Origin of the sequence: Agrobacterium sp. SORGH_AS_0745 (assembly GCF_030818995.1) — a bacterium.
Lineage (GTDB): Bacteria > Pseudomonadota > Alphaproteobacteria > Rhizobiales > Rhizobiaceae > Agrobacterium > Agrobacterium tumefaciens.
In genome coordinates, this window is the sequence record NZ_JAUTBI010000001.1 from 1,721,368 (window position 1) to 1,743,099 (window position 21,732).

Here is a 21,732-nt window from a genome sequence, read left to right on the forward strand (position 1 = left end):
CCAAGCACCGGGTAGCTGCCCTGGCTTATCGTTCGCCTTTCGGTTTGATCCATCTCAATCCGCTCACCTCTCCCTTGGAGATAGTGGCCGTAGCGGCTGCGGCAAGCGAGGATTCGCGAAGGCCCGCCGCCATCAGCCGGTTTCCCGGGCTTGCCCGGCTGCGGCGCGCGATAGGAGAGATGGAATGACGAACAGGAAGAAAAAAACCGCCTTGCTTGCCAGTGTGACGGTGAGTGTCGCGGCGATGCTGATGTCGGCCAACGCGATGGCGGCAGATCTGGCCCCGCCGGCACCAGCCCCCACCGCTGAAGAGGCGATTGCGGCGGCGAGCCCATGGATGCTGCGCGTGCGTGGTCTCGGGGTCATCACCCATGACAGCGGCAGCGTTGACGGTGTGCCGGGTGCGGGTCTCTCATATTCGGATACGGTTATTCCTGAACTCGACATCAGCTATTTCTTCACCCCGAATATCGCTGCCGAACTCATCCTTGGCACCACATACGCCAAAATCAACGGCGAGGGTGTGCTGGCCGGCACGCCGGTGGGCAAGACATGGTTGCTGCCGCCGACGCTGACCCTGCAATATCACTTTACTGATTTCGGCGCCTTCAAGCCCTATATCGGCGCGGGCGTGAACTATTCGATGTTCTACAACCAGTCCGAAAAACCCGGCTTCAGCAATCTTGATGTCAAGAACAAGTTCGGCGCGGCCGTGCAGGTAGGTTTCGACTATATGTTGGACGAACATTGGGGCGTGAACTTCGACGTGAAGAAGATTTTCCTGAAGACCGACTGGACCGCAGAACTTGGCGGCACGCCAATCAGTGGCAAAGCGAAACTCGATCCCTGGTTGATCGGTGCGGGTATCACCTATCGCTTCTGACCCCTTGGCCTCGCGCCGTCGCTGCCTTTGACGGGCGGCGCTTTCTGAGCTATATGGACGGCCACGGGCAGAAGAGCCCCGGCCGTCCGCAGGCGTTTACGCCCTTGGTGAAGCTCTTTTTGGAATAACGGTCATCCCCATGTTTTGCATGTCGTCGATGGCAACGCGGACCCCTTCGGAAAAATACGGCATGCGCATGTTGGAGAACCGTTATGAACGTGTCCAAACCGCTTCCCGCGCTTGAGGGATTGAAAGAGCAGGCAAAACGGCTGCGCGCTGACCTTGAAGGGCAGGGGCAGGCAATCACCCATTCAAAGGCGCTTGAACTCATCGCCGCGCAATATGGCTTCCGCGACTGGAACACCCTGCATGCCACGGCGGGAAACCGTCCCGCATTCAATCCCTATCTTCTTGGTTCCCGGGTGGAAGGCCTCTATCTAGGCCAGCCCTTCGTAGCATCCGTTCTGGGCGTGCAAACGCTAGGCGGCGACCCGGAACGCTACCGGCTGACCCTGCATCTCGACGATCCCGTGGATGTGGTGACCTTCGAAAGCTTCTCGGCTTTCCGGCAGCGTATCCACTGCAATATCGATACGTCCGGACGCACGGTGGAGAAAACCTCCAACGGTAGGCCACAGGTTGAGCTGGTCTGGTAGTCCGAGCACCCGCCGAGAGGCGGGTGTCTCCTTGTCCTTCGTAAGACCCTAAATCCGCTTCCCCGCCGCATCGAACAGATGGAAGTCCTTCGTCTGGGCGGCAATCCGCAGGTTCTCGCCGATGCCAAGCTGCGAACGGCCAGGAACGCGGAAGACGATGGTGGTGCCGTCGGTGAAGGAGCCATGCACGTAGCTTTCCGCGCCCACCAATTCCACGGCGTCCACCCGCACGGTGCCAGTGAAAGCGGCATCGGGAACTTCTGTTTCCGCGAGCGTAATGTCTTCCGGACGGATGCCCAGTGTTGCGGTGGTTTGCGGCAGCGCGCCTGATCCATTCACCGACCACCCGGATGCGCCGTTAGCCGATGGGGGGCCGTAGGGCAGGAGGTTCATGGAGGGCGAACCGATGAAGGTGGCGACGAAGGTGGTGGCCGGTTTTTCGTAAAGCTCGATCGGAGTGCCGATCTGCTCGATGCGGCCGGCATTTAGCACCACCAGGCGGTCGGCCAGCGTCATGGCTTCCATCTGATCATGGGTTACGTAGACGCTGGTGGTGGCGAGAGAGCGTTGCAGGCGGCGGATTTCGACGCGCATCTGCACGCGCAGCTTGGCATCGAGGTTGGACAGCGGCTCATCGAACAGGAATGCGGCGGGCTTGCGCACGATGGCACGGCCCATCGCCACGCGCTGGCGCTGGCCACCCGAGAGCTGGCGCGGCCTGCGCTCCAGATATTGTTCGATTTCCAGCGCCTTGGCTGCCTCGGTGATACGCCGGTCGATCTCGTCCTTCGGCGTGTTGCGGTTCTTGAGGCCATAGGCGAGGTTCTGCCGCACTGTCATATGCGGGTATAGCGCGTAGTTCTGGAACACCATGGCAATATCACGGTCTGACGGTTCGAGATCGTTGACGACGCGGTCGCCGATGACGATCTCACCGCCCGATATGCTTTCCAGCCCGGCGATCATGCGCAGCAATGTCGATTTTCCGCAGCCAGAGGGGCCGACCAATACGATCATCTCGCCATCGGCTATATCCATCGATACGCCCTTGATGGCGTCGACATTGCCGCCGTAAACCTTGCGGACGTCTTTCAGCGCAATTTTTGCCATTACTTCTCGGTCTCCACCAAACCTTTGACGAACCAGCGCTGCATCAGCACCACAACGATAATCGGGGGGATGATGGCGAGGATCGCCGTCACCATCACATAATTCCAGGGCGTCGAAGCGTCGGTGAAATCCACCATGCGCTTGAGGCCGATGATGATCGTGTTCATCTTGGCGTCGTTGGTCACGAGCAGCGGCCAGAGATACTGGGTCCAGCCATAGATGAACAGGATCACGAAGAGAGCGGCGATATTGGTTTTCGACAGCGGCAGCAGAATATCGCGCATGAAGCGGAACGGCCCTGCATTGTCGATACGAGCCGCCTCGACCATTTCGCCGGGAATGGTCAGGAAAAACTGCCGGAACAGGAACGTCGCCGTCGCGGACGCCATCAGCGGAAGCGTCAGTCCCGCATAGGTATCGATAAGCCCGAGGTCGACGATGACCTTGTAGGTGGGCAGGATACGCACCTCGACCGGCAGCATGAGCGTGATGAAGATCATCCAGAAGAAGCCCATGCGGAAGGGAAAACGGAAAAACACGATTGCGAAAGCCGACAGGAAAGAAATGACGATCTTGCCGATGGCAATGGCGAGCGCCACCACGAAGCTGTTGAACAGCAGCCGTTCAAGGCTGACGCCGACCACTCTTTCGACGCCGCCGACCATGGCGTCTGTATAGTTTTCACCAAGATGGTCGCCGGGCAGCAGCGACATCGGTGGGCGAATGATGTCATTCGACGTCATGGATGACGCGATGAAGGTGTAGTAGATCGGGAAGGCCACGATGATGATGCCGAGAACCAGCATCAGATGGGCGATCACGCGGGCGACCGGGCGATTTTCAATCATCAGGAAATCCTCAGCCGTAGTGCACGCGCTTCTCGACGAAGCGGAACTGGAAGGCGGTCAACGCAATGACGATCACCATCAGGATGACGGATTGCGCGGCGGAAGAGCCGAGGTTCAGGTTAACGAAGCCATCATTGTAGACCTTGTAGACCAGTGTTTCCGTCGCCTTGGCAGGGCCGCCGCCAGTAACTGCGTGGATGATGCCGAACGTATCGAAGAAGGCATAGACGGTGTTGACGACCAGCAGGAAGAAGGTTGTCGGCGCCAGCAGCGGGAAAACGATAGTCCAGAAGCGCCGCGAACCACGTGCGCCGTCAATGGAGGCCGCCTCCAGCAATGATTTCGGAATTGCCTGCAAGCCTGCGACAAAAAACAGGAAATTGTAGCTGATCTGCTTCCATGCGGCGGCTGCGACCACGAGCAGCATGGCCTGATTGCCGTTGAGCAGCGGGTCCCACATGATGCCGTTGCGGCGCAGGATATAGGAGAAGGTTCCCATGGCCGGATTGAACATGAACAGCCACAGCATGCCAGCGACGGCGGGTGCCACAGCATAGGGCATGATCATCATGGTGCGGTAAAAACCCTTGCCGCGCACCACGCGGTCTGCCGCCGTTGCCAGAAGTAATGCCAGCCCCATCGAGACAAGTGCGGTCAGGACGCTGAAAATGACCGTGACGTGCAGCGCGTTCAGATAGCTTTCATCCGAAAGTACGGCGGAAAAATTGGCCAGCCCGACGAAATTGCTGTTCAGCCCGAAGGCATCCTCGCGCATGGTCGACTGGTAGAGCGCCTGACTTGCGGGCCAGAAGAAAAAGATCACCGTCAGGATGATCTGTGGCGCGACCAGCAGATAGGGCAGGATCTTGTTGGGGAATACGACGCTTTGCACGGCGATCTCCTGATGAAATGGGAATACCGCCCGCACCGGGTAAGGATGCGGGCGGGGGCAGGGATCGTTTAGTTGCCGGTTGCCTGCTTGATGGCCGCATCACCGCGCGTGACAATCTTGTCGAGTGCGGATTTCGCGTCCTGCTTGCCGGCCAGCATCGCCTCGAACTCTTCGTTCATGATGTCGCGGACCTGCGGCAGGTTCACGAGGCGCACGCCCTTGGAGTTTTCTGTTGGTGGCTTGCCCATCATCTGCAGAAGCGGCGTTTCGCGGCCGGGATTCTTGTCATAGAAGCCGGATTTCTTGGTTTCCTCATAGGCCGCGATCGTTACCGGCATGTATCCGGAGACCTGATGCAGACGAGACTGGATCTTGGTCTGGGAAAGGAAATGGAAGAACTCGGCCACACCTTTATATTCGGCATCGCTCTTGCCGCCGAAGACCCAGAGGCTCGCGCCGCCGGGAATGGTGTTCTGCGGACCATGACCCTCGTAATAGGGAAGCTGGCCGATACCGTAATTCATGCCGGTCTTGATGATATCGCCAAGGCCGCCGGAGGATTCGGTAAGGATGCCGCATTCGCCGGACATGAACAGCTGCTTGGCTTCCGAAGTGCGCCCGCCGTAACGGAAGGTGCCGTCTTTCGCAAGGTCGGCAATGGCCTGGAAGTGTTCGACGAAGAGCGGCGCGTTGACGGCAAGCTTCACATCGGTGCCGCCCAGCCCGTTTTCATTGCTGCCATAGGAGACGTTGTTCCATGCGGCAAAGTTTTCGGTCTGGATCCAGGTTAACCATGTTGAGGTGAAGCCGCATTGGGCAGCACCGCTTGTCTTGATCTTCTTGGCAGCTTCGAAAACCTCCGGCCAGGTCTTCGGCGGATTTGCCGGGTCAAGGCCTGCCTTCTGGAAGGTGTCCTTGTTGTAATAGAGGATCGGCGAGGACGAATTATAGGGGAAGGACAGCATGGTGCCGTCAGGCTTGGAATAATAGGCGACGATGCCGGCCAGATATTCCTCCTTGTTGAAGGTGTAGCCGCCCTCCTTCAGTACTTCCGCCACCGGTTTGATTGCGCCGGCAGCACCCATCATCACGCCGGAACCGGCGTCGAAGACCTGAATGATCGCCGGCGGCTGCTTGGCGCGGAAGGCCGCAATGCCTGCATTCAGGGTTTCCGGATAGGTGCCCTTGAAGACGGGCATGATCTTGTAGTTTGTCTGGCTATCGTTGAACTCTTTCGCGAGCGCGTCCACGACCTCGTTATTGGCGCCGGTCATGGCATGCCACCACTGAATTTCCGTCGCGGCGAACGCGTTCGATGTGACAAAAAACGAAAGCGCAGATGCCGCAGCAAGACGGTAGCTGAGTTTTTTCAAGGCGATTCCTCCCATTTTAAAAACAGTAAAAGATACAGCCCCTTATTGCAGCCTATCCTCCTCGATATAGCTGCGGGCGAGCTTTTCTGTATTAGCGGCCTGATTTAAAGCGAACTCTAATGAAAATGCAATAGATGGTGGAACGAAAAAAACGAAAGTGAACGAAACGGTTTTATTATTCCATTTTGGGTCCGCTTTGGTTTTTTCGTGTGCTTGTGGGCATGGCTAGGGACGGGATACCGGAAGCAGTCTGCCGAGGCCATGTTCAAGAGGAACTTCTAACAAAGGGTATTGATATGTTATTACATTACGTATTAAGTCTCTCCAAGATTTGCTGCTTGAAGGTGCGGATGTGTTCGGAATGAAGCGGAAGAAGGCGGTTGCACCAGAATGACGTCTCGTCCGTCACCCCATCCACCGGAACGGTGCCTGTCACACTGCTTACCGGCTTTCTGGGGGCGGGAAAGACCACGCTTCTGAACGAGCTTTTGAGCGAACCGGAAATGCGTGGTGCCGCCGTCATCGTCAACGAATTCGGTTCGGTGCCCATCGATCACGGCCTGGTCCGCACCGGTTCGGAGCGTTATTTCAGGACCACGACCGGCTGCATCTGCTGCACCGCCACCAGCGATATCCGCACCTCGCTTTACGAGTTGCATCAGGCCTTTCTGGAAGGGGTGGTGCCGGAAATATCGCGTGTCGTCATCGAAACCACTGGCCTTGCCGATCCTGCGCCGATCATCAACAGCCTGATTCCCGGCGGTACGCCTGCCGCCGGCCTGCGCGACCATATCGTCGCCCGCCACTTTAATCTCTCCGGTGTCGTTACTGTTTTCGACATTACCTCCGGCCAGGCGATGGTCGACAGTTTCATCGAGGGCTGGAAACAGCTTGCCTTTGCCGATCACATTGTTTTGACCAAAACCGATCTCACTGACGGGGCGGAGATGGGCTGTGAGAGCCTCTCCGATCTCAATCCTGCCGCGCGTCTGCATGACCGCAACGCGCGCGACTTCAATCTGATGTCGCTGTTTGCGCCGGCGGATTATTCGTTGCGTAACAAGCCGGAAGACGTGACGGGCTGGCTTGCCGTCGACAGGCTGAGCCTGCATGCCGCGCACGGGCACGATATCAACCGTCATGGTGCGGGGGTAGAGGCATTCGATTTGACGTTCGACGGGGCTTTCGATCCGCAGGCGATCGTTACCTTTCTCGAACTCGTCACCAGCAATGTGCATTCCGGTCTGCTGCGGCTCAAGGGAATTTTCGGTGCGACGGATGATCCGGACCGTCCAGTGGTCGCCCATGCCGTGCAGCACCGGCTTTATCCGCTGAGCCGTCTTGAAAGCTGGCCGGATGGCAACCGTGCAACCCGTGTTGTCCTCATCGGCATGGATATGCCGCAGCAGCCGATCCGCGATCTTTTCGAGGCATTGGCCTCGCAGGCGGCAAGAAGGGTTTCCCGATGACGGCAAGAGCAAATCCGCTTGCACGCAGCGGCTCTGCGATAGTCTCTAAGGCCCGTCTTATGAAACACTGGACGCGGGAGCTGCTTGCCCTCCGCGAGGACGAGATCGTTTCCGTCAACGAGATTGCCTGCGTACAGCCGGACTGCCCACCGAAGGAAACGGTAATCCTCGTTTTGTCCGCATCCGGCAAAACCCGGCAATTCTCAATTCACCAGGCGCTGCTGGATATAGAGCGTGATGACATCGTCAGAGCCGTCGCCGCCAATCCGCCGTAAGGCCATCTGTATCGAACGCCATGGCGCTTGACGACAGGTGTCGTCATCCGGCACTTCAGGAGCAGCGGGATTCGCTAAAGGTGAAGGGTACGGAATGGCCGATCTGGCGGTATATGCGGGTTTGTTTCTGACGGCTTTTGTCGCGGCAACCATCCTGCCCATGCAGTCGGAGGCCGCACTTGCCGGCCTGATCCTTTTGAAGTCCCAGCCGGTCTGGCTGCTGGTTACTGTTGCCAGCGCCGGCAATGTCGCCGGATCCCTCGCCAACTGGCTGTTCGGCCGTGGCATCGAACGCTTCCGGCATCGGCGGTGGTTTCCTGTGGGGGAAGCCGCGCTGCAACGTGCCCAGAACTGGTACAGGCGTTACGGCAAGTGGTCGCTGCTGCTCAGCTGGGCGCCGCTGATCGGCGATCCGCTGACGGTCGCGGCCGGCATCATGAAGGAGCCGCTGCCGGTCTTTCTTTTGCTTGTTACCATTGCGAAGGTTGGGCGTTATCTTGTGCTGACGCTGGTGACGCTGAATTTTCTTTGAATTGCGTTGCCGAGACCTTCTCCCCTGTGGGGAGAAGGCGAAAGAGGAATGCGCTGGTCAAAAAGGTCGGAGTTGAGAACCAATCAAGCCGCCTGCCGGTCCCAGCTGGCGAAGGGGTCGGGCAGGTGTCGCCATGCGTCCGGGGTGAAGGCATCTGTGTCGATCAGGCACGCATCGAGCTGCGCGCGGATGCGCGCTTCGCTCATGGGATCGGAACCGATGAAGACGATTTCCTGCCGGCGGTCGCCAAAGACCGGGTCGAGATAGGGCTTCATCATGTCGAGGAACTGCTGCTCGCGCGGCCATTGCTCGCTCGGCACGGCGGACCACCAAAGGCCCATCTTGCCGGTGCGCACCAGTGCGCCGGCCTGGCTTATCTCGCCGACATAAGCTGGCCGCGTGGCCAGCCAGAAGAAGCCTTTGGCGCGCACCACACCGGGCCAGGCGCGGTCGATAAAACGTTGGAACAGCACGGGATCGAACGGCTTCCTGGCGCGGTAAACGAAGGAGCGGATGCCATATTCCTCGGTCTCGGGAATGTGGTCCTTGAAACCGTGCAACTCCTTGAACCACAGCGGGTGTTCTTCGGCCTTGGCGAAATCGAAGCGGCCGGTGCCCAGCACCTCCTTCAGTTCCACCTTGCCGAAATCGGCCTCAATGAGTTTCGCATCCGGGTTCAGCCCGACGATGATCTTGCGGGCTGCGTCCCGCTCATCCGGCGTGGCAGTGCCGATCTTGTTGAGGACGACGACATCGGCAAATTCGATCTGCTCGACCAGGAGGTCTACGATGGTGCGGTTGTCGCCTTCGCCTGCCGTATCACCACGGTCGGCAAGAAAGTCAGAGGAACCGTAGTCGTTGAGAAGATTGGCGGCATCCACCACCGTCACCATCGTGTCCAGATGCGCGACATCGGAAAGGCTGCGACCGTTTTCATCGCGAAAATCGAAAGTGGCGGCCACTGGCAGCGGCTCGGCGATGCCGGTGGATTCGATCAGCAGATAATCAAACCGGCCCTGCTCGGCGAGCGCGCGTACCTCATTCAGAAGGTCGTCGCGCAACGTGCAACAGATGCAGCCATTGGTCATTTCCACAAGCTGTTCCTCGGTGCGCGAAAGATTGGCGCCGCCATCTCGCACAAGTGCCGCATCGATATTGATCTCGCTCATGTCGTTGACGATCAACGCGACCCGCAGACCGTCGCGGTTGGCGAGAATATGGTTGAGAAGCGTTGTCTTTCCTGCACCAAGAAAGCCGGAGAGGACAGTGACGGGAAGTTTTTTCGACATGCGGGCCTCGTTTTATTAGCGGTGGTAGCGTGGGAGTCATCGTCGTCACGGCTTGCGGTTTGAGAACGACGGAGCTGGTAGCCACATTGCTTGTTGGCTGTAACGTAATAACATTACATAAGCGCGGCGTGTCAACTGGCTTTAAAAAAATTGCTTGCCGGGTGCTCCTCTGGTTTGTCCCGGGAATCCAGAACTCGGCATGATCACACCCCCCGAGGCGATCCCGCGGTTGTCGTCCAATGTGAGATGGAACCTACCTTTCCGATAGTTAATGTTATTTCATTACATATTTGTTTGACGAATGTAATAACATTACATATGAGGGGGTCATCAAATGACATCATGCCCCGGAGGGATCGATGAACGATCCGTGCCTTGCCTTTAAAAATCTGACACTCGGATATGCCGGCCGCGCGGCGGTGCATCATCTGGATGGCGATATTGCCAAAGGGTCGCTCACGGCGGTGGTCGGCGCCAATGGGTCGGGAAAGTCGACGCTGATGAAGGGCATCGCCGGCATTTTGAAGCCACTTGGCGGTGAATGCCGGGTTACTCCAGGCGTTTCCGTCGCCTATCTACCGCAGCAGTCTGAACTCGACCGTTCCTTTCCGGCACAGGTGCGCGATCTGGTCGCGCTTGGTCTCTGGCCCAAACGCGGCCTGCTCGCTCGCCATCGCCAGTCGGACCGGGCGGCCATGGCTCATGTGCTGGAAGCGGTCGGACTTTCTGGCTTTGAAAAACGCAATATCGATTCACTCTCCGGCGGCCAGATGCAGCGCGCCCTTTTTGCCCGCGCCATGTTGCAGGATGCGCAGCTGATTTTGCTGGACGAGCCCTTCAACGCTGTCGATGAGCGCACCGTCGCCGATCTCATGGTGCTGATCAAAGCATGGGTTGCCGAGGGGCGCACGGTTCTGGCCGTTCTTCATGACTACGAGCTGGTGCGTCAGCATTTTCCGCAAACGCTTCTGCTTGCCAGACGGTTGGTGGGCTTTGGCCCGACACGGGAGGTTTTAAGGCCCGAAATGATGCAGCAGGCACGACGGTTTCACGAGGCATGGGACGGCGACGCCCCATGGTGCGAACCCGCAGCAGCGACGGTGAACGCCGACCTGGCGGAAAAGCCCCAGGATTTCCCCAAATACTCGCAGGCGCATTCGCATATCCATGTCTGATTTCTTCATCGAGCCATTCATCCAGTATGTCTTCATGCAGCGTGCGCTTGCCGGTGCCTTGATCCTTGCTGTCAGTTGCGGGCCGGTCGGGGTGTTTCTGATGCTGCGCCGCATGAGCCTGACGGGTGATGCCATGTCGCACGCCATTTTGCCGGGGGCGGCGGTGGGCTTTCTGTTTTACGGGTTGGAGATTTTGCCGATGACCATCGGCGGGCTGGTCGTCGGTCTTCTGGTGGCACTGGGTGCCGGTGCGGTGTCGCGCTTGACCATCCAGAAAGAGGATGCCTCGCTTGCAGCCTTTTACCTCATCTCTCTGGCGCTCGGCGTGCTGCTCGTCTCCTGGCGCGGCTCCAGTGTCGATCTCATGCATGTGCTTTTCGGCACGGTGCTGGCACTGAACAATGAAGCGCTCGGCCTGATCGGCGGTATTTGTGTCGTCACACTGGTGGTGATGATGGTTTTCTGGCGCGCGCTGCTGGCGGAATGCCTCGATCCCCTGTTTCTGCGCTCGGTCAGCAACTGGGGGAGCCCCGTGCACTTCCTCTTCCTCGCCATCGTCGTCCTCAATCTGGTCGGCGGGTTTCAGGCGCTCGGAACCCTGCTTTCGGTTGGCCTGATGATGCTGCCCGCTGCCGCCAGCCGCTTCTGGTCCAATCGCGTCGCGCCAATGTGCTTCATCTCGATCGGCATCGGCATGGTCTCGTGTTTTGCAGGCCTGCTTCTGTCCTATCACGCGTCGCTGCCATCAGGTCCAGCGATCATCCTGTCCGCAGGCGTCATCTATGTCCTGTCCATCGTCGTCGGCACACGCGGTGTGCTTCGCGATCTTCTCGGTTCCGGTCGTCACAGAACGGCCTGAAAACAGCGTTTGAAAAAAGGAGAACCCTTCATGTTCCAAACCCTACGTCTTGCTACCTGCGTAAGCCTTCTCTCCCTTTCCCCAGTCCTGATGGCGCAGGCTTCTGCGGCTGAACTCAAGGTCGTGGCCAGCTTCTCGATCATTGCCGACTTCGCGAAGAATGTCGGCGGCAACCGCGTCGAAATCACCACGATCGTCGGACCTGACGGCGACGCGCATGTCTACGAGCCGCGCCCGGCCGATGCCGTTGCCGTCAGCAAGGCGGATGTTGTGCTGGTGAACGGCCTTGCATTCGAGGGCTTCCTGAAGCGGCTGATCGATACCAGCGGCACAAAGGCGCCGGTGGTGGAGCTGACCAAGGGCGTGAAACCCCTCAGGATTTCCGACGAGCCAGCCGGTCACGCACATCCGGAAGCCGAGGAAGAGGCGGGTCACGACCACAAGGCAGAGGAAGCGCATGACCATGAGGGACACAATCACGGTGAATTCGATCCGCATGCCTGGCAGTCAATCAAGAATGCGGAAATATACGTGAAGAACATCGCCGGCGCATTTTGCGAGGTCGACAAGGCCGGTTGCGCAACTTACACCGCCAATTCACAGGCCTATATCGCCAAGCTCGCGGCTTTGAACGAGAAGGTGAAGACCGAGATCGCCGCCATTCCGCCGGAAAAACGCAACATCATCACCTCACATGATGCCTTCGGTTATTTCGAGCATGCCTATGGTCTCGAATTCCTGGCGCCGGAAGGTATCTCGACGGATTCCGAAGCGTCTGCCGCCGACGTCGCCAAGCTGGTGGATCAGATCAAGCACGACAAGGCCTCGGCGATCTTCGTCGAAAACATCACCGACAAGCGGTTGATGGACCAGATTGCCAAGGAAACCGGCCTGAAAGTTGGTGGAACGCTTTATTCCGACGCGCTCTCCACAGCCGACGGCCCGGCCGCAACCTATATTGATATGGTCAACCACAACATCGATACCATCAAGGCGGCCGTGCTTAGCCAGTAAGAAGACAAAACGGGCGAGGGTGGCACCAGCCACCCTCAGACACCTGACTAACGTATCCCCACACTCGATGTCATCCTCAGGCCCGTTCCGAGGATCCAGTCACGTATCGTAAAATCAATAGCTGGCAGATGCTCGCGATAGGCCCGAGCACGACGGAGGAGAAGTTTTTTCCTTCTGTCCTAGGCCCTACGGTCGATTGTGCCGTCTCGCAAATTTTGCCCAGCCGGTAAGCCTTCTCCAGCGTTACCAACGCCCAAATCTCTAATTTCCTTCTATTTTTCCCCGAATACGCGGTTCAACAGGGATGTGATCTCCCTGTTTAGGCTGCTTGCGTTCCCCGTTGACAATCGACCGACCGTTTGAAATGGTAAGATGTCAGACCAATTCAAAGGGTAAGTCTTGGATAGATCCAGCCGCGAACTGATGCAGCCTATTCCACCCAGCGACCGCGTGCGCCAGGTCGAGGCGGCCCTTTCCGATTACGTCGAGAGGGCGGGACTGAAGGCTGGAGATCGGTTGCCGGCCGAGCGAGAGCTGATGGTGGCGCTGGGTGTCGGCCGTTCCACCATTCGCGAGGTCATCCGTAAGTTTCAGGCGCTGGGCGTTATCGACAGCCGCAAGGGCAGCGGCAATTATCTGCTTAAGCCGATTTCCGCCGCAACCGTGCATATGCCTATCTCCATCGATGCCGAAAGCCTGCGCGATGCGTTGTTGATGACGTTGGAAGTCCGGCGTGGCATCGAGGTTGAGGCCTCGATGGCTGCGGCGCGCCGGCGCACGGTGGAGGATATCGCCACGATGGAAGCGCGGCTCGATGAGATGGAGCGGGTGCATCTGGCTGAAGGCACGTCCGGCAAGGCCGACCTTGCCTTCCACCTCTCCATCTATGACGCCACGCATAATTCGCTGTTCAAGCAGCTGCTCGAGCAGATGCGCGAAGGTTTCGAACGTTTCTGGCTGAAGCCTTTCGACCGGCCGGACTTTGCAAGCCGCTCCTTCCCCTTTCACCGCACGCTGTTCAACGCCATCGCCGCCGGCGATGCGGAGACCGCCCGTGAAGAAACACTGAAAATCCTCGCTGTCGTCGAGGAGGATATCAAGGACATGTCGAAATGAACCAAGGCAACGATCTCTTCGATCCCGCCTCCCTGATCGTCGCCCATGACGAGACCCACGCTTTCGAAGCTGTGGTGCCGCCCCTTGTGCAGACTTCGCTTTTCACCTTTTCCAGCTACGACGAAATGGTTTCCACCTATCGCGGCGAAAAGGTGCGGCCGGTCTATACGCGAGGGCTCAACCCGACCGTCAGGATGTTTGAGGAAATGCTGGCAAAGCTTGAGGGCGCGGAAGATGCGCTTGGCTTCGCCAGCGGCATGTCGGCCATTTCCTCCACCGTTCTCTCCTTCGTTTCGCCGGGTGACCGCATCGTCGCGGTGCGCCATGTCTATCCCGATGCGTTTCGCCTGTTTGGCACCTTCATGAAGCGCATGAATGTCGAGGTGGTCTATGTCGACGGCCGCGACGAGGCGGCGGTTGAAAAGGCTATGCCCGGCGCGAAGCTCTTCTACATGGAAAGCCCGACCAGCTGGGTGATGGAGGCCCATGATGTCGGTGCGCTCGCCGCGATCGGCAAGCGCCATGGCGCCGTCACCGTCATCGATAATTCCTGGGCAAGCCCTGTCTTCCAGCAGCCGATCTCGCTCGGTGTCGATCTCGTCGTGCATTCGGCGTCGAAATATCTCGGCGGGCACAGCGATGTGGTCTCCGGCGTGGTTGCCGGTTCAAAGGCAATGATCGACCGCATTCGTGCAGAGACCTATCCCTATCTCGGTGGCAAGATGTCGCCCTTCGATGCGTGGTTGCTGATCCGCGGCTTGCGCACCCTGCCGCTGCGCATGAGGGCGCATCAGGCGTCGGCGTTGGATATTGCCAGCCGCCTGCAGGCGCTCGATGTGGTGGAAAAGGTTTGCCATCCGGGATTGGCGAACCGCCTGCCGCCCGGCCTCAACGGTACGTCTGGCCTGTTTTCCTTCATTTTCAAGGAAGGGGTGGATGTGCGCGCTTTTGCCGACCGCCTCAAGCTTTTCAAACTGGGTGTTTCCTGGGGTGGGCATGAAAGCTTGATCGTCCCGGGTGAAGTGGTGCTTGAACAGAAGGCGCAGCCAAACTCCGCCCACACGTTCGGCATCAGCGCGCGTTCCGTGCGCCTGCATGTCGGACTGGAGGGCACAGAAGCGCTCTGGAACGATCTCGAACCCGCGATCAAGGCGGCCTCGGCCGTCTGACGCGTCTTAAAACTGACGACAAAAAGGGGAGAACGACATGAAAAAACTGGTAGCAGCAGCAATCTTTACCGCCCTGATGACCGGAACGGCGCTGGCGGATACGACCTTGAAACTGGTCGAGGTCATTACAAGTCCCGAACGGACGGAAACGCTGAAGGGCATCGTCTCGAAGTTCGAAAGCGCCAATCCCGGCACCAAGGTGGAGATCATCTCGCTGCCCTGGAGCGAGGCCTTCCAGAAATTCGCCACGATGGTCTCCGCCGGCGATGTGCCTGATGTCATGGAAATGCCCGACACCTGGCTTTCGCTTTATGCCAATAACGGCATGCTCGAAAGTCTCGAACCCTACCTCGCCAAATGGGAATACACCAAGGGTCTGAGTGAACGCACGCTGGAACTGGGCCGTGATGTGAAGAACACGGCCTATATGCTTCCCTACGGCTTTTATCTCCGGGCCATGTTCTACAACAAGAAACTGCTGGAACAGGCTGGAGTGAAGGAGCCGCCGAAGACGCTCGACGAATTCGCCGATGCCTCCAAGAAGGTTGCAGCACTTCCCGGCAAATACGGTTATTGCCTGCGTGGCGGGCCGGGCGGACTTAACGGCTGGGTCATGTTCGGCGCGTCCATGGCGGGATCGAACGAGTTCTTCACCAAGGACGGCACCTCCACCTTCGACAGCCCTGGCTGGGTGAAAGGCCTGACCTATGTGATCGATCTCTACAAGAACGGGTTGGCACCGAAAGACAGCGTCAACTGGGGCTTCAACGAGATCGTCGCGGGCTTTTATTCCGGCACCTGCGCCTTCCTCGATCAGGATCCGGACGCCCTTATCGCAATTGCCCAGCGCATGAAGCCGGAAGATTTCGGCGTCATGACCATGCCGAAGGGACCTGACGGCAAGACCTTCCCGACCATCGGTTTCGCCGGCTGGTCGATCATGTCGGCATCCGCCAACAAGGACCTCTCCTGGAAACTGGTCGAGACGCTGGAAGGGCCGGAAGGCAATATCGAGTGGAACAAGAAGACGGGTGCGCTGCCGGTGCACAAGTCGGCGGAGAAGGACCCCTTCTACGCCAGCGAGCAGTTCAAGGGCTGGTTCGACGAACTGGCGGACAAGAACGCCGTGCCGACGAAGATGCCGACCTATCTTGAGGAATTCGCATTCTTCAAGGATTCACTGGTTATCAAGACATCGCAGGAAGCGCTTCTTGGCGATATCTCACCGGAAGACCTCGCCAAGCAATGGGCTGACTATATGACGAAGGCGCAGCAGAAGTTCCTCGCCTCCAAATAAACCACACGGTTGGCCGCGCGAGGTTTGAACCCGCGCGGCCGTTCTTGCGGGCTGTCACCAACGGCAGGCCCCATTTCAAAACGTGCGGACCGGCTGGCCAGAAGCGTTAGAAAAACCTGTCCGCCCCGCCGTCCGATCAGGAGCGATCAATCATGTCCTATGCCCATGGCGCCGGACCCGTGGCCGCGCGCAACCGCGCCGGCAAGCCGGCAATGCAGCGTTTTGCCGACTGGGCCGAACCCTGGCTCTATAGTGCGCCGGTTCTCGTGCTCATTGTTGCCGTCATGCTGGTGCCGCTGGTGCTCGGCCTGTCCTATGCGTTTCGCGACGTGCAGCTGCTCAATCCTTTTTCCGGCGGTTTCGTTGGCTTGAAACATCTGGAGGCACTGTCGCAGGATGCGGCCTTTTACCGGGCGCTGAAAAATACGCTGTGGTGGACGGGGGCTTCGGTATTCCTGCAGTTTTTCTTTGGTCTCATTCTGGCGCTGCTGCTGGACAAGCCGTTCGCGGGCAGGGGGCTGGCCCAGGCGCTGGTGTTTCTTCCATGGGCCGTGCCAACCTTTCTTGCCGGTCTCAACTGGGCGTGGCTGTTCAACCCGGTCATAGGACCGCTGCCGCACTGGATGGTCTCGCTCGGGCTTCTCTCCGCGCCCAACAATATTCTTGCCGATCCGCAGCTTGCCATGTGGGGGCCGATCATCGCCAATGTCTGGTGGGGCATTCCTTTCTTCGCCATCACATTGCTTGCCGCACTTCAGGCGATCCCGCGTGATCTTTACGAGGCCGCTTCCATCGATGGGGCAAACCCGTTGCAGCGCTTTACTTCTATCACCCTCCCATTTCTCGCACCCACCATCGCCATCACCGTTTTGCTGCGCACCGTCTGGATCGCCAATTTTGCCGATCTCATCATCGTCATGACCAATGGCGGACCGGCAGACCGCACCCAGATCGTTGCGAGCTACATCTTTACGCAGGCCTTCCGGCGGCTCGATTTCGGTTATGCCTCGGCCATCGCGCTGGTACTTCTGGTGCTGCTTCTGGCCTATTCCATGCTCATCGTGCTCCTGCGCCAACGCCTTATCGAGAAGGACTGACCGATGACATCAAGGATATTCCTCACCCTTGCCCATCGCCTGGCGATCCTCGCCTATATCGTCTTTGCGCTGTTTCCGCTGTTCTGGCTGCTCAAGGTCTCGGTCACGCCGAATGACCTGCTTTATAGCGAAGGCGTGCGAATGTGGCCGTCGCACGCGACGCTCGATCATTATCGATATGTCATAGAAAACAGTGCCTTCCCGACATTTTTTAAGAACAGCGTCATCGTTGCCGGCTCCACGGCACTTGCCGTTACGGTACTCTCGTCACTGTCCGGTTATGCGCTGTCGAGGTTCCGCTTCAAGGGCAAATACTGGATCGTCGCGCTGATGCTGATTACCCAGATGTTTCCGCTGGTCATGCTGGTCGCGCCGATCTTCAAGATGCTGTCGCCGCTCGGCCTCACCAACAGCCTGACGGGTCTCGTCATCGTCTACACCGCCTTCAACGTGCCGTTTGCCACTTTCCTCATGCAGTCATTCTTCGACGGTATTCCGAAGGATCTGGAAGAGGCGGCGATGATCGACGGGGCAAGCCGCTTCACGGCATTCCGCCAGATCATCCTGCCGCTGACATTGCCGGGCATCGCTGCGACGCTGGGCTTCGTCTTCACCGCCGCGTGGAGCGAGTTGCTGTTTGCGCTGATGCTGATTTCGGGCAACCAGAGCGCCACATTCCCGGTCGGGCTGTTGACCTTCGTTTCAAAGTTTTCCGTCGATTTCGGGCAGATGATGGCGGCGGGTGTTCTGGCGCTCATTCCGGCCTGTCTCTTCTTCCTGCTCATTCAACGTTATCTCGTGCAGGGCCTGACGGCCGGCGCGGTGAAAGGATAATCCCATGGCTTCCATCGAGCTGAAGAATGTCGGCAAGACCTATGGCGACCTTGCGGTCCTGCACGGGGTCGATCTGAAGATCGAGGACGGAGAATTCATCGTCCTCGTCGGCCCATCCGGCTGCGGAAAATCCACACTGCTGCGAATGATCGCCGGTCTGGAGGAGATTTCAGCAGGCGAATTGACCATCGACGGTGAGCGCGTCAACGACCGCAAGCCGAAGGACCGGGATATCGCCATGGTGTTCCAGTCCTATGCGCTTTATCCGCATATGAGCGTCGCCGACAATATGAGCTACAGCCTGCGCCTGCGCCGCAGCACCAAGGAAACAATCGCGGCGGCCGTGGCCGGTGCTTCGGCGAAACTCGGTCTCGATCCCTATCTGGCACGCCGTCCGAAGGCGCTTTCCGGCGGCCAGCGCCAACGCGTCGCCATGGGCCGGGCCATCGTGCGCCAGCCTAAGGCCTTTCTGTTCGATGAGCCACTCTCCAACCTCGATGCACGGCTTCGCGAGCAGATGCGGGCCGAAATCAAGCGCATGCATGCTGATCTTGGCGCTACCTCGGTTTATGTCACCCATGACCAGATCGAGGCGATGACGCTTGCATCCCGTATCGTCGCGATGAATGCCGGCCATGTGCAGCAGATCGGCGCACCGCTCGATCTCTACGATCGCCCAGCCAATCTGTTCGTCGCTGGTTTTATCGGTTCGCCGGGCATGAATTTTCTGGAAGGACGGCTCGGGCGGGAGAATGGCGGTAGTTTCGTCGTGCTCGGCGATGGCACACGCCTCGAACTCGGCCGCGACGTGAAGCTTGCCGATGGTGAGCCGGTCACACTCGGTATCCGGCCGGAACATGTCACCGTCTCGCCTGCGGATGGTGCTGTCGAGGCGACCGTCGATCTCGTCGAGCCGACGGGTCTCGGCATCATCCTGCACCTGACCGTGCATGGATTGCCCTTCAAGCTGTTTTCGTCTGATCGGGCGCTGTTGCAGCCGGGCAAGTCCATGCGGGTCGGTTTCCCGCAGGAACGGCTTCATGTTTTTGACCGAAACGGTGTCAGGATCGACGAGGCCTGAACTTGAGGCGTCATATCGCGATGCCCTTGTCATCGAACCTGTGGATTTTGGCATCATCTGGTGTGATGAAGACGGTATCGCCGTGTTTGCATTCGAATTCACCGTCGGTTCTGGCGGTGATGGGGCCGATGCCGGGGACGTCGAGGTGGAGGAAGGTGTCGGAGCCGAGATGTTCGGCGACCGTGACCTTGCCCTGCCACAGGCCGGTTTCTTTCGACAGCGTCAGGTGCTCGGGCCGCACGCCGGCGGTGGTCGCACCCTTTTGCCGGGCGTAGTCGCCGGTCACCAGGTTCATGCGCGGCGAGCCGATGAAGCCGGCGACGAAGAGGTTGGCGGGCGAGCGGTAAAGCTCCATCGGCGAGCCGACCTGCTCGATATTGCCGCGGTTGAGGACCACGATCTTGTCGGCCATGGTCATGGCTTCCACCTGGTCGTGGGTGACGTAGATCATCGTCGTCTTCAGCGTGTTGTGCAGCTCGGAGATTTCCAGCCGCATGGTACCGCGCAGCGCCGCATCGAGGTTGGAGAGCGGTTCGTCAAACAGGAACGCCTTCGGTTCGCGCACGATGGCGCGGCCGATGGCGACGCGCTGGCGCTGGCCGCCGGACAGTTGCGAGGGCCGGCGTTCGAGATAATCGGTGAGGTTGAGGATACGGGCGGCATCGTCGACCTTCTTGTCGATGACGGCCTTGTCGAGCTTGGCCATCTTCAGCGGGAAGGCGATGTTGTTCCTGACGCTCATATGCGGATAAAGCGCATAGGACTGGAACACCATGGCAAGGCCGCGCTCGGCCGGGGCCTTTTCGGTGGCGTCGTTGCCGTCGATGACTATTCTGCCGCCGGAGACGTCTTCCAGCCCGGCAATCAGGCGCAGCAGCGTTGACTTGCCGCAGCCGGAGGGGCCGACGAAGACGACGAACTCGCCGTCATGGATATCGAGATCGATCGACGGGATGACTTTTGCCTCGCCGAAGAGCTTGGACACGTTCTGAAGGGAAATGCTGCCCATTATTGTCGTTCCTTATTTCACGGCGCCAAAGGTGAGGCCACGCACGAGTTGTTTCTGCGAGAACCAGCCGATGACGAGAATGGGGGCGATCGCCATCATCGAGGCGGCCGAGAGCTTGGCCCAGAACAGCCCCTGCGGTGAGGAGAAGGAGGCGATGAAGGCCGTCAGCGGTGCCGCATTGGTGGTCGTCAGCCGGATGGTCCAGAAGGATTCGTTCCAGGCAAGAATGACGTTCAGGAGCAGCGTCGAGGCAATGCCCGGAACCGCCATTGGGGTCAGTACATGCACGATCTCGTTCCAGAGCGAGGCACCATCCATGCGGGCTGCTTCAAGGATCTCGCCGGGGATTTCGCGGAAGTAGGTATAAAGCATCCACACCACGATCGGCAGGTTGATGAAGGTGAGCATGACGGTCAGCCCAATGCGGGTATCGAGCAGGCCGGCATTGCGGAAGATCAGGTAGATCGGCACCAGCACCGCCACCCCCGGCATCATCTTGGTGGAGAGCATCCACATCAAAATGTCCTTGGTGCGTTTGGTCGGCGAGAATGCCATGGCCCAGGCGGCGGGAATGGCGATCATGAGCGCGATGATCGTCGAGCCGAGCGACAGCACGACCGAGTTCATGAACGGCTTGAAGTAATCGCGCTGGGTCTGCACGGTGATGTAGTTTTCGAGCGTGCCCGAGGGAATGAGGCTGAAGCCTGCAATCGCCTCCGGCTCGGTCTTGATCGAGGTGAGGAAGGCGTAAAGGATCGGGAAGAACAGCAGCAACGCCACGGCCCATGCCGCGATGGTGAAGCCGATCTTTGCGCGTGTCGTTGTCTTGCGGGCCATGATCGCTTCTCCTTAACGGTCGAGGTTCTTGCCGACGGCGCGCATCAGGAAGATGGCGACGATATTGGCGAGCACGACGGCGATGATGCCACCGGCCGATGCGCCGCCGACGTCGTAGCCCAGAAGCGCCGTGCGATAGATGAGGAAGGCAAGGTTGGTCGAGGCATAACCCGGGCCGCCATTGGTGGTGACGAGGATTTCCGCGTAAACGCCGAGCAGGAAGATCGTCTGGATGAGGATGACGACGGTGATGGCGCGGGCAAGATGCGGCAGCGTCAGGTAGATGAAGCGGTTGATGAAGTTGGCGCCATCCATCTCGGCCGCTTCCTTCTGCTCGCCATCGAGCGACTGGAGGGCGGTGAGCAGGATCAGCGTGGCAAAGGGCAGCCATTGCCAGGCGACGATGATGATGATGGAGAGCAGCGGAAACTGCGCGAACCAGTCGACCGGCTGCAGGCCGAAGAAGCGCGACAGATCGGCAAGCACGCCGTAACCGGGATGCATGATCATGTTCTTCCACACCAGCGCCGCAACAGGCGGCATGACGAAGAAGGGCGAGATGATCATGATGCGCACGATGCCCTGACCGAAGATGTCCTGGTCAAGCAGAAGCGCAATCGCAATACCGCCGATGACGGTGATCAGAAGCACGCCGCCGACGATGGCAAGCGTGTTGAAGATCGACTGGAAGAAGGCCGGATCGGTATAGAAATACTGGTAATTGAACAGGCCCGCGAAGCTGACATTGGCAGGGTTGAGGAGATTGTAGTTCTGGAACGAAAACCACAGCGTCATCGCCAGGGGCACGATCATCCACACCAGCAAAAGCAGCACCGAAGGCGCAAGCATAACCCGCGCCAGACCGCTCGTGTTTCGTGTTGCCATTGGTAGTCCCCTCCATGACCGATACCCGCAAC

21 protein-coding genes and 1 pseudogene are annotated in these 21,732 nt (G+C 58.9%); 14 read left to right on the forward strand and 8 right to left on the reverse strand.

The window, feature by feature from the left end; genetic code table 11:
* The first annotated feature begins 184 nt into the window (after positions 1 to 184).
* Positions 185 to 883, forward strand: a complete 699-nt coding sequence (locus tag QE432_RS07805) for an OmpW/AlkL family protein (protein ID WP_019564584.1) — start codon at positions 185 to 187, stop codon at positions 881 to 883.
* A gap of 212 nt (positions 884 to 1,095) precedes the next feature.
* Positions 1,096 to 1,539: a glyoxalase superfamily protein gene (locus tag QE432_RS07810; RefSeq protein ID WP_065687716.1), complete on the forward strand. Its 444-nt coding sequence runs from the start codon at positions 1,096 to 1,098 to the stop codon at positions 1,537 to 1,539.
* Positions 1,540 to 1,587: 48 nt separating this feature from the next.
* Here QE432_RS07810 and QE432_RS07815 read toward each other — a convergent pair whose 3' ends face one another.
* From QE432_RS07815 to ugpB, 4 genes are all read right to left on the reverse strand, one after another.
* Positions 1,588 to 2,649, reverse strand: a complete 1,062-nt coding sequence (locus QE432_RS07815; RefSeq protein WP_065659475.1) for a sn-glycerol-3-phosphate import ATP-binding protein UgpC — start codon at positions 2,647 to 2,649, stop codon at positions 1,588 to 1,590.
* Positions 2,649 to 3,497, reverse strand: coding sequence for a sn-glycerol-3-phosphate ABC transporter permease UgpE (gene ugpE / locus QE432_RS07820; protein ID WP_003510648.1), 849 nt, complete (start codon positions 3,495 to 3,497; stop codon positions 2,649 to 2,651). The genes QE432_RS07815 and ugpE overlap by 1 nt, the downstream gene beginning before the upstream one ends.
* 10 nt (positions 3,498 to 3,507) lie before the next feature.
* Positions 3,508 to 4,389: a sn-glycerol-3-phosphate ABC transporter permease UgpA gene (ugpA, locus tag QE432_RS07825; protein WP_003510646.1), complete on the reverse strand. Its 882-nt coding sequence runs from the start codon at positions 4,387 to 4,389 to the stop codon at positions 3,508 to 3,510.
* 68 nt (positions 4,390 to 4,457) lie between these two features.
* The gene (gene ugpB, locus QE432_RS07830; protein WP_173865420.1) at positions 4,458 to 5,768 is read right to left on the reverse strand and encodes a sn-glycerol-3-phosphate ABC transporter substrate-binding protein UgpB; all 1,311 of its coding nucleotides are present in this window, start codon (positions 5,766 to 5,768) and stop codon (positions 4,458 to 4,460) included.
* A gap of 355 nt (positions 5,769 to 6,123) precedes the next feature.
* Between ugpB and QE432_RS07835 the strand changes: the two are divergent.
* From QE432_RS07835 to QE432_RS07845, 3 genes and pseudogenes are all read left to right on the forward strand, one after another.
* A pseudogene (locus QE432_RS07835) lies at positions 6,124 to 7,231 on the forward strand (CobW family GTP-binding protein).
* Positions 7,228 to 7,506 carry a hypothetical protein gene (locus tag QE432_RS07840; RefSeq protein ID WP_065687715.1) on the forward strand — a complete coding sequence of 93 codons (279 nt, stop codon included), beginning with the start codon at positions 7,228 to 7,230 and terminating at the stop codon, positions 7,504 to 7,506. The pseudogene QE432_RS07835 and the gene QE432_RS07840 overlap by 4 nt, the downstream one beginning before the upstream one ends.
* Positions 7,507 to 7,600: 94 nt before the next feature.
* Positions 7,601 to 8,038: a YqaA family protein gene (locus tag QE432_RS07845; RefSeq protein ID WP_065687714.1), complete on the forward strand. Its 438-nt coding sequence runs from the start codon at positions 7,601 to 7,603 to the stop codon at positions 8,036 to 8,038.
* 83 nt (positions 8,039 to 8,121) lie between these two features.
* Here the strand turns inward: QE432_RS07845 and zigA are convergent, their stop codons facing one another.
* The gene (gene zigA / locus QE432_RS07850; RefSeq protein WP_019564581.1) at positions 8,122 to 9,327 is read right to left on the reverse strand and encodes a zinc metallochaperone GTPase ZigA; all 1,206 of its coding nucleotides are present in this window, start codon (positions 9,325 to 9,327) and stop codon (positions 8,122 to 8,124) included.
* Positions 9,328 to 9,686: 359 nt separating this feature from the next.
* Here zigA and aztA point away from each other — a divergent pair, with 359 nt between their 5' ends.
* The 9 genes from aztA (at position 9,687) to QE432_RS07895 (ending at position 18,969) form a co-directional block, all read left to right on the forward strand.
* Positions 9,687 to 10,502 carry a zinc ABC transporter ATP-binding protein AztA gene (aztA, locus tag QE432_RS07855; protein WP_065687713.1) on the forward strand — a complete coding sequence of 272 codons (816 nt, stop codon included), beginning with the start codon at positions 9,687 to 9,689 and terminating at the stop codon, positions 10,500 to 10,502.
* Positions 10,495 to 11,361 (forward strand): zinc ABC transporter permease AztB, encoded by an 867-nt coding sequence (gene aztB / locus QE432_RS07860; protein WP_065687712.1) that lies wholly within the window; start codon positions 10,495 to 10,497, stop codon positions 11,359 to 11,361. Before aztA ends, aztB begins: the two co-directional genes overlap by 8 nt.
* A 30-nt stretch (positions 11,362 to 11,391) precedes the next feature.
* Complete coding sequence (aztC, locus tag QE432_RS07865; RefSeq protein ID WP_003510626.1) at positions 11,392 to 12,375, forward strand: zinc ABC transporter substrate-binding protein AztC; 984 nt, start codon at positions 11,392 to 11,394, stop codon at positions 12,373 to 12,375.
* A 423-nt stretch (positions 12,376 to 12,798) separates the two neighbouring features.
* Complete coding sequence (locus QE432_RS07870) at positions 12,799 to 13,491, forward strand: FadR/GntR family transcriptional regulator (protein WP_003510624.1); 693 nt, start codon at positions 12,799 to 12,801, stop codon at positions 13,489 to 13,491.
* Positions 13,488 to 14,660 carry a PLP-dependent transferase gene (locus QE432_RS07875; RefSeq protein WP_003510623.1) on the forward strand — a complete coding sequence of 391 codons (1,173 nt, stop codon included), beginning with the start codon at positions 13,488 to 13,490 and terminating at the stop codon, positions 14,658 to 14,660. The genes QE432_RS07870 and QE432_RS07875 overlap by 4 nt, the downstream gene beginning before the upstream one ends.
* A 37-nt stretch (positions 14,661 to 14,697) precedes the next feature.
* Positions 14,698 to 15,957, forward strand: a complete 1,260-nt coding sequence (locus QE432_RS07880; RefSeq protein WP_019564577.1) for an ABC transporter substrate-binding protein — start codon at positions 14,698 to 14,700, stop codon at positions 15,955 to 15,957.
* Between the two features lie 152 nt (positions 15,958 to 16,109).
* Positions 16,110 to 17,054 carry a carbohydrate ABC transporter permease gene (locus QE432_RS07885; RefSeq protein WP_003510618.1) on the forward strand — a complete coding sequence of 315 codons (945 nt, stop codon included), beginning with the start codon at positions 16,110 to 16,112 and terminating at the stop codon, positions 17,052 to 17,054.
* Between the two features lie 3 nt (positions 17,055 to 17,057).
* Entirely contained in the window at positions 17,058 to 17,888 is an 831-nt protein-coding gene (locus QE432_RS07890) for a carbohydrate ABC transporter permease (RefSeq protein ID WP_003510396.1), read from the forward strand.
* 4 nt (positions 17,889 to 17,892) lie between these two features.
* Positions 17,893 to 18,969 (forward strand): ABC transporter ATP-binding protein, encoded by a 1,077-nt coding sequence (locus QE432_RS07895; RefSeq protein WP_025595914.1) that lies wholly within the window; start codon positions 17,893 to 17,895, stop codon positions 18,967 to 18,969.
* Between the two features lie 10 nt (positions 18,970 to 18,979).
* On the opposite strand, the gene QE432_RS07900 is transcribed toward QE432_RS07895, so the two are convergent.
* Genes QE432_RS07900 through QE432_RS07910 form a run of 3 tightly spaced genes read right to left on the reverse strand, consistent with a single transcriptional unit; the run spans position 18,980 to position 21,700 of the window.
* Complete coding sequence (locus tag QE432_RS07900) at positions 18,980 to 19,978, reverse strand: ABC transporter ATP-binding protein (RefSeq protein ID WP_013761442.1); 999 nt, start codon at positions 19,976 to 19,978, stop codon at positions 18,980 to 18,982.
* 12 nt (positions 19,979 to 19,990) lie between these two features.
* Positions 19,991 to 20,815, reverse strand: a complete 825-nt coding sequence (locus QE432_RS07905) for a carbohydrate ABC transporter permease (RefSeq protein ID WP_003510506.1) — start codon at positions 20,813 to 20,815, stop codon at positions 19,991 to 19,993.
* A gap of 12 nt (positions 20,816 to 20,827) precedes the next feature.
* A complete protein-coding gene (locus tag QE432_RS07910) occupies positions 20,828 to 21,700 on the reverse strand; it encodes a carbohydrate ABC transporter permease (protein WP_013761441.1) in 873 nt (290 codons plus the stop codon).
* Positions 21,701 to 21,732 lie beyond the last annotated feature (32 nt).